The 10,198-nt window shown below is 73.6% G+C and carries 12 protein-coding genes; 5 read left to right on the top strand and 7 right to left on the bottom strand.

Going from position 1 to position 10,198, the window contains the following annotated elements:
* Positions 1-97 precede the first annotated feature (97 nt).
* Positions 98-1,276, top strand: coding sequence for a transcriptional regulator (locus ACH4PY_RS22990; RefSeq protein WP_398185814.1), 1,179 nt, complete (start codon positions 98-100; stop codon positions 1,274-1,276).
* Positions 1,277-1,287: 11 nt separating this feature from the next.
* The gene (locus ACH4PY_RS22985; protein WP_398185811.1) at positions 1,288-2,241 is read left to right on the top strand and encodes an FAD-dependent oxidoreductase; all 954 of its coding nucleotides are present in this window, start codon (positions 1,288-1,290) and stop codon (positions 2,239-2,241) included.
* 249 nt (positions 2,242-2,490) lie between these two features.
* On the opposite strand, the gene ACH4PY_RS22980 is transcribed toward ACH4PY_RS22985, so the two are convergent.
* Complete coding sequence (locus ACH4PY_RS22980; RefSeq protein ID WP_398185808.1) at positions 2,491-2,907, bottom strand: VOC family protein; 417 nt, start codon at positions 2,905-2,907, stop codon at positions 2,491-2,493.
* Positions 2,908-3,573: 666 nt separating this feature from the next.
* On the opposite strand from ACH4PY_RS22980, the gene ACH4PY_RS22975 reads away from it, so the two are divergent.
* Positions 3,574-3,930, top strand: a complete 357-nt coding sequence (locus tag ACH4PY_RS22975) for a hypothetical protein (protein WP_398185805.1) — start codon at positions 3,574-3,576, stop codon at positions 3,928-3,930.
* Positions 3,931-3,993: 63 nt separating this feature from the next.
* Here ACH4PY_RS22975 and ACH4PY_RS22970 read toward each other — a convergent pair whose 3' ends face one another.
* The 5 genes from ACH4PY_RS22970 to ACH4PY_RS22950 all read right to left on the bottom strand — a co-directional run bounded on the left by ACH4PY_RS22970 (position 3,994) and on the right by ACH4PY_RS22950 (position 7,209).
* A complete protein-coding gene (locus ACH4PY_RS22970) occupies positions 3,994-4,359 on the bottom strand; it encodes a hypothetical protein (RefSeq protein WP_398185802.1) in 366 nt (121 codons plus the stop codon).
* Positions 4,360-4,560: 201 nt separating this feature from the next.
* Positions 4,561-4,950: a glyoxalase gene (locus ACH4PY_RS22965; protein WP_398185800.1), complete on the bottom strand. Its 390-nt coding sequence runs from the start codon at positions 4,948-4,950 to the stop codon at positions 4,561-4,563.
* 120 nt (positions 4,951-5,070) lie between these two features.
* Entirely contained in the window at positions 5,071-5,421 is a 351-nt protein-coding gene (locus tag ACH4PY_RS22960) for a hypothetical protein (protein WP_398185797.1), read from the bottom strand.
* A 47-nt stretch (positions 5,422-5,468) separates the two neighbouring features.
* The gene (locus tag ACH4PY_RS22955; RefSeq protein WP_398185794.1) at positions 5,469-5,849 is read right to left on the bottom strand and encodes an ATP-binding protein; all 381 of its coding nucleotides are present in this window, start codon (positions 5,847-5,849) and stop codon (positions 5,469-5,471) included.
* A gap of 145 nt (positions 5,850-5,994) precedes the next feature.
* Entirely contained in the window at positions 5,995-7,209 is a 1,215-nt protein-coding gene (locus ACH4PY_RS22950; RefSeq protein WP_398185791.1) for a helix-turn-helix domain-containing protein, read from the bottom strand.
* Between the two features lie 477 nt (positions 7,210-7,686).
* Between ACH4PY_RS22950 and ACH4PY_RS22945 the strand changes: the two genes are divergently transcribed.
* Positions 7,687-8,103, top strand: a complete 417-nt coding sequence (locus ACH4PY_RS22945; RefSeq protein WP_398185787.1) for a DUF5959 family protein — start codon at positions 7,687-7,689, stop codon at positions 8,101-8,103.
* On the opposite strand, the gene ACH4PY_RS22940 is transcribed toward ACH4PY_RS22945, so the two are convergent.
* Positions 8,052-8,642, bottom strand: coding sequence for a VOC family protein (locus tag ACH4PY_RS22940; protein ID WP_398185784.1), 591 nt, complete (start codon positions 8,640-8,642; stop codon positions 8,052-8,054). The two genes, ACH4PY_RS22945 and ACH4PY_RS22940, sit on opposite strands and share 52 nt — an antisense overlap.
* 131 nt (positions 8,643-8,773) lie before the next feature.
* Here ACH4PY_RS22940 and ACH4PY_RS22935 point away from each other — a divergent pair, with 131 nt between their 5' ends.
* Positions 8,774-10,189 (top strand): glycoside hydrolase family 16 protein, encoded by a 1,416-nt coding sequence (locus ACH4PY_RS22935; RefSeq protein ID WP_398185781.1) that lies wholly within the window; start codon positions 8,774-8,776, stop codon positions 10,187-10,189.
* Positions 10,190-10,198 lie beyond the last annotated feature (9 nt).

Here is a 10,198-nt window from a genome sequence, read left to right as displayed (position 1 = left end):
CCGGTGGCCGTCTTGCTATGCGGGCACCAACCCGGACGCCGGAGCAAACCCCCGGATCAGGTCCAACCCGCTACACCACTTCCAAGGACGCAACCCCATGCTGATCCCGGCCGACACCGATCTCACACGCCCCTGGACGGCGCAGGGGCTCAGCCACATCGTGGAGGACTGGGTGCTGGGAGGCCTCGTCGACCGCCGCCGGTTCCTGGCCATCTCGGGCGCCGGCCTCACCGCCGTTGTCTCTCAGTACCTCGACGGGACAGCCGGGCGCGGCACCTACGCACCACGTATGAGCGCGGGCCTCGGCGCCGATCCCCTGGTGGACCAGGTCGAGCACAACCTCCCGCTGCTCCAGCTCCTCGACGACGAGCACGGCGGCGCCAGGCACCTTCCCTACGTCGGAGCCCAGTTCCGGTCTGTCGGCCTCCTCCTTCACGAAGGCGGACACACCGCCGCGATCGTGACCCGCCTTCTCGGAGCCCTCGCCGAGATCGGCCAGCTCGCCGGATGGATGGCCTTCGACGCCGCCGACCACGGCCTGGCCCAGCGATACTTCGTCACCGCTCTGCGAGCCGCGCATCAGGTCAACGACCTCCCGTTGTGCGCACACATCCTTGCCGACCTGTCCTTCCAAGCAGCCAGCCGAGGCCATCCGGCCGATGCCGTCGCCCTCGGTGAGGCCGCCCGCCGGGCGAGCGAAGCCGCACCCATCGCCGTACGGGCCTCCGTCCTGTCCCGGCTCGCGTACGCCTACGCCGCCGCCGGTCGCGCAGCCGACTTCGCCCGCACCCGCAGCACCGCACGCGAGATGATCGACAAGCGCAGCAACGGCGACGAGCCGCGGTGGATGTACTTCCTCACCGACAACCACCTCGACTGTCAGGCCGGCTACGCCCTCGTCCAGCTCGGCCGGGCCCAGCGACGCGACGGCACCACCACGGCGACCAACAGCTTCCTCAGCCAAGGCGCGGCGCTGCTCGCAACCGGCGCGTACACCGTCCCCCGAGGCGACCCCAGCCAGCGCCGCGCGCTCTTCGAAGGCGCATGGCTCGCTCTCGGACACAGCGCGCGCGGAGAGCTTGAACTCGCCTGCCAGGTTGGCAAGATCGCCGCCGATCGCCTCGACGCCGTACGGTCACCGCGCAGCACCGCCTTGCTGCGGCAGCTCGTCGCCGATCTCCGCCGACGGCAGCGCAACCCCCACGTCAGCAGCTTCCTGCCCGGCCTCGAACAGGCTCTCTCCCCGTACGACACCGAGCCGCTGCCTCCCCGCTAGAGTCGATAGCTATGACCGAGAGCGATCACGTCGTCGTCATCGGAGCCGGGGTGTCCGGGCTGACCACCGCCATCGTGCTCGCCGAGGCCGGCACGAAGGTGAAGGTGGTCGCCGAGGAACTCCCCGGTGCCACCTCGCTGGCCGCCGGAGCAATGTGGGGTCCGTACCTGGTCGAGCCCAAGGACAAGGTCGACCAGTGGAGCTGGCATTCCCTGGCGGTCTTCCGTGAGCTGGCCCGCGACCCTGCCACCGGCGTACGGCTGACCAGCGGCATCGAGGCCAGCCGCCACGCCGACTCACCGCCGGACTGGGCCACGTCGCTGCCAGGGTTCCGCCCCTGCGAGCTCTCCGAACTCCCGGCCGGGTTCACCTCCGGCTACCGCTTCACCGTGCCCCTGATCGACATGCCGGTCTACCTCGTCTATCTCCAGCGGCGACTGGCGGGCGCGGGGGCCAGCGTCGAACAACGCAGGGTGCACTCCTTCACCGACGCCGGACCGGCCTCGGCCATCGTCAACTGCACCGGCCTGGGAGCCAGCGACCTGGTCCCCGACCCGGAGCTGCGGCCGATCCGCGGCCAGCACGTCGTCGTCACCAACCCCGGCCTGATCGAGTTCTTCTCCGAGGACACAGGTCTCTCCCCGGACCTGCTGTGCATCTACCCGCACGGGGACACCGTCGTCCTGGGCGGCACCGCCATCGACGGAGACGCGGACCTGCGCGCTGACGACCTTGCTGCCGAGGCCATCCTGGCCCGCTGCACGCTCACCGAACCACGCTTGGCCGGCGCCCAGGTGATTGCGCACCGCGTCGGTGCCCGGCCCACGCGCGACGTCGTCCGGGTCGAGAGCGACCGCCTCCAGGACGGCACCCCGGTGGTGCACAACTACGGCCACGGAGGTGCGGGCGTCACATTGTCCTGGGGGTGCGCTGCGGAGGTGCTCAGGCTTCAAACCGACCTCTGACCTTGCTGCCACGCTCCGCGCACGGTGTGCGATCCGCCACGCGCGCGTCCGCGGGCAGTTGATCTCCGCCGTCCTCGGCCTCGGCGTGCGCCGGGTGGACAGCCACGGGGCCGGTAGCCGTGCTCCGTCTCCCAGTTGTGCCCTGACAGGCACTCAGCGGTGACGGACCGCACGGCTCGCGGTGGCCGCGCCCCGTCCGGGCCCCGCCCGTCCGGACCTCCCCCCGGTACGGGTCGGCCGCCGCGCCGGTCAGCCCCGGCGGTCGGGCGCGACGCAGAACTCGTTGCCCTCCGGGTCGCCGAGCACGCAGTGGTCCTCGTCCTGCCACACCACGCGTGCCCCCGCGGCGACCAGGCGGGCCTTCTCCGCCTCGACCCCGGTCTGGCCGCCCGCCACGCGTATGTCGACGTGCAGCCGGTTCTTCGCCGTCTTCGGTTCCGGAACGCGCAGGATCGACAGCCGCGGGCCCGTCCCGTCCGGGTCGCACAGCCAGGCCCCCTCGCTGGCGGCGTCCGCCGGGTCGATACCGAAGGAGGCCAGCCACTCGTCACGCGTATCGAACGGCGCGGGCGGCGGCTCGTCCACGTAACCGAGCGCGGTCTTCCAGAAAGCGGTGAGCGCGGCGACGTCGTTGGCGTCGAGCGTGAGATCGATACGAGCACCCATGCCGACGACGCTACGCGCCACCACTGACAATCCGCCCGCTGCGCGGCCGCGCCCCGCGCACCCTCCGCCGCCGCGTTCCGTTTCCGGCCCGCGGAAGGCCGCCGCGTGAGTGGGGTGGCGCGCCATGGAGCTTCCCCGGGTTGACGCGGCGCTGCTCGCGCGGTGGTGCGCGCGCCACCTCGCGTCGCCGGTCGCCGCCGAGCGGTTCCGCGGCGGGCGGCTGTCCGTCGTGGTCGGCGCCGGACTCGCCGACGGGCGGCAGGTCGTGGTGAAGGTCCGCGAGACCGCCCCGCGCGTCGCGCACTGCTTCGCCGTGCAGAGCGCGCTGTACGCCGCGGGCTTCCCGGCCCCCGAGCCGATCCTGCCGCCCACCCCGCTCGGACGGTGGACGGCCACGGTCGAGGCGCTCGTCGAGGGCGGTGGCCGCACCCCGACCTCGGGCCGCGACCCCCGCCCGTACGCCGCCGCGCTCGCGCGGATGGTGCGGCTCGCCGCCCCGTCGGCCGCCCGCGCCGACCTCGACCCGAAGCCGTCCTGGAACCGCTGGGACCACGACGAGCCCGGCGTGTGGCCGACCGCCGAGGACGCCGACCCCGCCCGCGGCCCGGTGACCGGCCCCGACTGGCTGGAACACGCGGGCCGCCGCGCCCGTGAGCGCCTCGCGGCGTGCGGGAGCCGTACGTCCTCGGCCACGGCGAATGGTTGCCGGAGAACTTCCGCTGGCGCGGCGAGGAGTTGTACGTCGCCTACGACCGGGACAGCCTCGTCCTGGCGCCGGAGGCGGTGCTCGCCGGGTTCGCGGCGGCGGACGTGGCCCCCTCCGTCGAGGGGCCCGCCGCCTTCCACACGGCGTACGAGGCCGCGGTGGAACGGGAGTTCACCCCCGACGAGCGCGCGGCGGCCTGGGCGGCGGGCCGGTGGGCGCGCGGCTGGAAGGCACACCGCGAGGTGGCGGCGGGGGAGCCGCCGCGGGCGCTGACGGAGGACCGGGCGCGGCGGCCGGCGGAGCTGGCGGGGGTCTGAGCCGGGTACCCCCGGCGGGGGGCGACGGCGGGCCCGGCGCTCCTTCCGGGGTCCGCCGCACGGTCAGCGGAAGTCCCGCCCGTCCCGCAACTCCCAGCTGTGCGCGCCCGGATGGGCGGCGAACTCGCAGCAGGGCTCGTACGCGGGCGGCGGGCCGGTGCCCGTGCAGTCGGGCAGGACGAAGACGGTCGCGGGCCGCCGTCCGCGGATCCAGCGCGTCCACACCGCGCCGTGTGCGCGGCCCGGCAGCTCCATGACGAAGGCGTGGTGATCGCCCAGCGAGTGCCGTTCCAGCGTGCAGCGCAACTGCCTCTCCACGTCCTCGGGCACCGTGCTGGCGAAGGGCGCGAGCCGCCGGGCGGCGCCCACCAGGGCGGCGGGCAGTCCGACCCGCTCCCCGCAGATGACGCGGACTTCGGTCGAGGTCATGCGGCGCCGCCCTCCTCGCGTGCTCCCCCCGCCGCCTCCCGCGGGGGACCCCGGCCGCGAGCGCCCGCGGCCGTCACCCTCCCAAACGATCACGCCCCGTCCGGGGGCACCGTCCCTCGCCCCGATGGCCGGTTGCGGACCATGCGCGGGGTACTGATCCGGGGCCGGTCCGCGCCCAGGCGCCCCTGGGGCGTAGGCGGCTCATGCGGGCTCGTGCGGCTCGAGGAATTCCAGCCGGTTGCCGAACGGGTCGTGGGCGTAGAAGCGGTCGTGGCCGGGGAAGTCCCCGTCCCACGTCACGGTGTGCCCGCCCGCCTCCAGCCGCCGGGCCAGCTCCGCCAGCCCCCGCACGAGGATCCCCGGATGCGCCTTGCGGGCGGGCCCGAAATCCGCCTCCACCCCGAGGTGCACCTCCAGCCCCCCGCCCCGGAACCAGCACCCCCCGCGCGCGGCGAGCGCGGGCGGCTTCGCCACCTCGTCCATGCCGAGGACGCCGCCCCAGAACGCCCGGCACTTCCCCTCACTCCCCGCGGGAACGGCCAGTTGCACATGGTGCAGTCCGCCGAACCCGAAGCCGTTGCCGTCCGCCATCAGCGCTCTCCCTCTCCTCGGTGGCCGTCCCGGCGGCATCCTGCCACCCGCGGGCGGGGGCGCCGCCGTCCGTACGGTGCTGGCCGCACTCGCGGCCGTACGCCGACCCTCCGGCGGACTTCAGCCCCGGTCCCCCACCCCCCACGTGTGCGCGCCCGGATGCCCGGCGAACTCGCCGCACGGCTCCCTCGCCGGGAGCGGCCCGACGCCCGGGCAGTCCGCCCGTACGGTGACGCCCTGCGGCGGGCGCCCACGCGTCCAGGCCGTCCACACCGCGCCGTCGCGGGGCAGTTCGAGGACGAAGGCATGGTGATCGCCGAGCGCGTGCGCCTCCAGCACGCAGCGCAGCTCGCGCTCCACGTCCTCAGGCCCGGCGCTGCCGGGCGGGGCCAGCCGCTGTGCCGCGCCCGCCAGTTCCGCGGGCAGCGCGGCACGCTCCCCGCAGGGAAGGGGCTGCCGGTTCACGGGCATACGGTGATCTCCGTTCATGCGGGCAGGGCCAGTTGGGCCCAGACGGACTACCCGGAGCTGGGCGCGGGATAGGCGTAACCCCAGTTCTGGCTCAGCCCGGCGACCAACTGGAGTCCCCGCCCACCGGGTTCGTCCTCGGACGGATGCCGCAGCACGGGCGGCCGCCGGTCGTCGTCGTACACGCACACCAGCACGTGATCCGGCAGCCGCCGCAGACTGAGCAGGCACCCCGGATTCACAGGCGAACCAGAGGCGTGCCGAAGGCAGTTGGTGACCAGTTCCGAGATGACGAGCAACGCGTCCTCGGCGGTCCCGTCCGGCACCCCCCACCCCTTGAACACGTCCTGCGCCTGCGCCCGCGCCCACTGAACGGCGGACGCCTCGCAGGGCAGTTCCAGGTGACGGGTGGTGCTGATTGCTTCGCTCATGTCGGACCCTGCGCTGGGGGGCGGCGTGCGCGACGGCCGGGGTGCCGGCCAGGTCCGGTCGTGGAAGAGAGGACGGGACCTTGCCGTTCAGCCTGGCGTAGCCCCCGGAGCACCGACAGTGACGTAGCGTCCTACTTTTGCGACGCTAATCGGCGACGCCGAGAAACTCGGCCAACGGGCGCAGGCCCGCGGGATGGTTGGGCAGCGCCCAGAGATCGTGGACGATCGCCACCGCGAGGGTGTGGTGCTGCATCCACGCGGGGGCCACGCGGCGCAGGGACTCCAGGGTCTTCACCGCGCCGGCCGCGTCGCCGACGTCCGAGTGGGCGCGGGCCACGTCCAGGAGCAGCCAGGTACGCCAGGACGGCGGGGTGTCCTTCGACAGCCGCATGCCCTTCGCGAGGGCCAGTGCGTCGGAGGAGCGGCCGTACTGGACGGCGAGACGGACGCGTTCGATGCGGACGGAGGACGGGCTGAAGACGCTGACCATCCGGTTGTCGCCGCCTGCGGGCAGCTTCCCGACGCGGGCCGCCTCCTTCTCGGCCGCCGCCATCATGGCCGCCGCCCGCTCGTAGTCGCCGCCGCGTGCGGCGGAGGTGGCGGCGCTCATGGTCAGCCCACCCCACACCTTGAGCCCGGCGGCGGTGGACGTGAGGTCCGCGGCCTTCATCGCGTCCGCCGCGTGCAACGCGATGGCAAGGGCGTCCTCCAGGCGGCCCTGCCGCTGGTAGGTCCAGGCCGTCGAGTTGACGATCATCGGAAGGAGCAGCGGATCGGCGGACCGCTCCGCCGCGCCCACCGCGCGCTCCAGGCCCGCGAGCGCGAGGTCCGTCTTGCCCATGCGGACCGCCACGTGCCCGGCGAGCTGGAGCGACTTCCCCAACGCCGCGAAACCGGCGGCCCGTTCGTCGTCGCCACCTGCGGCCGAGGCGCCGCGGGCCTCGGCGATCAGGTCGGGCAGGGCTTTCATGACGGCGTCGAACTCGGCGTCGTGGTACTGCGTCCAGGCCTCCGCGATACGGTCGCGCAGCCCACTCGGCGAGAAGTCCGCCCCGAGGGGAGGGGGCGGCGGCCCCCAGAGCGCGGGCATGATCGCCCTCCGCACGGCGACGAAACGCGGCCCGTCGCTCTCCCCGGAAGCGGTGACCCCCGGCGGATCCCCGAGCAGCGTCGTCAGCTCCACGCCGAGCCCGTTCGCCAGCGCGTGCAGCGTCGGCAGCCGCGCCGAATGCTTCCGCCGCTGCTCCAACTGCCGGACGACGTCCACGGACACACCCGACCGCTCCGCCAACTCCTCCTGCGTGAGGTCGGCCAGCCGCCGCAGCCGCCGCAGGGTCTCTCCCAGGTGCTCGCTCGCCACGCCGCAACCGTACGCCCGCGTGACATCAGGCGGACGAGGCCGACGACCTGGGCGGCACGTGGCTCCGTCTGTGCTGCTTTCCAGCGGATCTCGGCACAGGCCCGGCCCGGCGGTTATGCAATGAGTTCATGCGACCGGAGCAGTGCGAGACCAAGATCCACATAGATGTGTGGCATGAACGCGCGCTCCCGCCGGGAAGTGTCGGGGCCTCCTCTTCCTCCTCGGCCCGATCGCACCGGCGGTCGGGGCGGGGTTCTTCGCGCTGTTGCTCGCCGTGGTGTCCGGGTTCCGCCGCAGGGCGGGACACACGGTCCGCTGCTGCGTCTACGGCGCCCTGGGGGGAGTGCTCGACAAGTCCCTGGTCGGGTTCTGAGAACCGAGGCGGCGAGGGCCCGGCCCGAGGCGGGCGGGCTCCGGGAGGGGATGAGGGAGGCGGGCCGTACGATCGGGGCACGTGCGAGCCGGGAGGGGGCCGTCATGGCCGAGGAGCCGATCGATCTGTTCCGATTCGAGGGTGACGGGAACAGCGTCGTGCTGCGGATCAGTGGGAAGGACAAGAACGTCCTGTTGAGCGGGGAGTTCGTGGTCGAGACGCCCTTCGTGTCCGGCAGCCTGCGGACCGCGATATCCGGGGACGACCTGGGGGAGTGGCAGCAGGCGCTGGACCTGCTCGACACCGGGCACGAGATCTCCTGGCGCGACGGGGCCGCTGCTCCGTGGCTGTACGTCGAGCTCGACGAGGACGACGGAGGCCGGTGCCACGTCACCGTCAAGGACGCGCAGGCGTCCGGCGCGGGGGTGACGGTGCCCGTGCCGCTGGACGACGCCTGGTTCGACGACGCCTACCGGCGCCTCGACCTCGTCCGGGAGTTCCTGGAGCGGCGCGAGGCGTGAGCCCGGGGCTCGGGGCCCGGGGCGGGGCTCAGTCCGCGAGGTAGAGGCAGAAGGGGTGGTCCGCGGGGTCGAGGAGGACGCGGACGCCGGGCTGGGGCTGGTGGGCCGCGGGGCGCGCCGAGGGACAGGGCGTCGGCCACGGCCGCGTCGAGGTCGGTGACCTCGAAGTCCAGATGCATCGTGATGCGTGGGGCTCCGTCCCGGGCGGGCCGGACCGGGGGGACGTAGTCCGCCGAGCGCTGGAAGGCCAGGTAGGCGACGCCCTCCTCGGGGGCGATGGCCACCCAGTCCGGCTCCTCCTTGTCGATCCGCCAGCCCAGCACCCGGACGTAGAAGCGTGCCAGCGCCGCCGGGTCGGGCGCTTCGAGGACGACGCCCCACCAGCCGTGGCGGGCCATTCGGGGGGTGTCGGGCAGGCGCTGGGGGCGTCCGCGCAGGGTGTCGAGTATCGCGGGCGGGAGAGACGGGCCGATGGCCCCGCGGGCGGCGGTACGGGGCGTGTCGCCGGGGGGCGTACGGGCCGGGGCGGGCCGCGTCACTCCGTCTCGTCCGCGCGCGGGATATTGACGTGTGCCTGCCATTGGTTGACACTCCACGGCAACCGGGAGTCTGAGAGCGCTCTCAGGAGGGCCCGGCGTCCCCCCACCGTCCGCAGAGAGGTCACACGGCCATGAGTCAGCGCACGCGCGATCACGCAACACCGCCCCCAGCACGGCGCGTTCGGGGCCGGTTCCGGCGGCGGCGGGGGCTCGGTGCCGGGCTCGGCGCGCTCCTGCTGGGGGTCGGCGCCCTGCTCGGGGTGTCGCTGGGCGGCGGGCCCGCCGCCGCTGCCGTGCCGAGCCCGCCGTCGGGCTGGACCACCGTCTTCAGCGACGACTTCAACGGCGCGGCCGGTACCGGCCTCAACCATGCGAACTGGCTCTACGACACCGGCACCGGCTACAATTACCCCGGCGCCGCCGCGAACTGGGGCACCGGCGAGATCGAGACGGCCACCGACTCGACCGCCAACGTCTACCAGGACGGCTCCGGGCACCTGGTCATCAAGCCGGTCAAGGACGCGTCCGGGCACTGGACCTCGGGCCGGGTCGAGACGCAGCGCACGGACTTCGCGGCCCCGGCGGGCGGCCAGTTGGAGATCAGCGCCTCGCTGAAGCAGCCCGCACCGGCCAGCGGGCTGGGCTACTGGCCCGCCTTCTGGGCGATGGGCGCCGACGCCCGCCCGGTCGGGGCGACGAACTGGCCCGGCATCGGCGAGCTGGACATCATGGAGGACGTCAACGCGCTGAGCCAGCACTCGACGACCTTCCACTGCGGGGTGTGGGCGGGCGAGTGCCACGACCCGGACGGCATCAGCAGCGGTCTCCAGCCGTGCGGCGGCTGCCAGTCGGGCTTCCACACGTACTCCGTGGTCATCGACCGCACCAACACCTCCGCCGAGCAGCTGCGCTTCGCCCTCGACGGCCAGGTGACGTACACGGTCAACGAGAACCAGGTCTCGACGGCGACCTGGCAGGCGGCCGTCGACCACGGCTTCTTCGCCATCTTCGACGTCGCGATCGGCGGCTCCTACCCGAACAAGGTGTGCGGCTGCACCTCCCCCTCGGCCGACATCAGCTCGGGCGCGGCCATGACGGTCGACTGGATCGCCGTCAACCGCACGACGGGCGGCAGCGGCACCGGCGGTACGTCCACGGGTACGTCGACCGGCACCTCCACGGGTACGAGCACCGGCACCTCCACCGGCACCTCCACGGGTACGAGCACCGGCACCTCCACGGGTACGAGCACCGGCAGCACCGGCGGCAGCACCACCGCGCCCGACTACACCGCCGGCGCGGCGACCACCGGTTCCGGCCAGGTGCGCATCACCTTCACCCCGACCACGCCCGCCGCCTACGTCGACGTGCACTACCTCGTGAACGGCGCGGGCCAGCAGAACTTCCGGATGGCCAACAGCGGCGGCACCTGGACGCAGACGGTCAGCGGCCTGTCGTCCGGCGCGGTGCTCACCTACTGGTTCACGTACGAGAAGAGCGGCCCGCAGTACGACACCCCGCACTTCACGTACACCTACACCGGGTAGCGGGAGAGG

The sequence above is a fragment of the Streptomyces sp. NPDC021224 genome (genome assembly GCF_044332905.1).
Classification (GTDB): Bacteria; Actinomycetota; Actinomycetes; order Streptomycetales; family Streptomycetaceae; genus Actinacidiphila.
The sequence above is the reverse complement of the archived record's forward strand: the minus strand, read 5'-3'. Positions and strand labels throughout refer to the sequence as shown.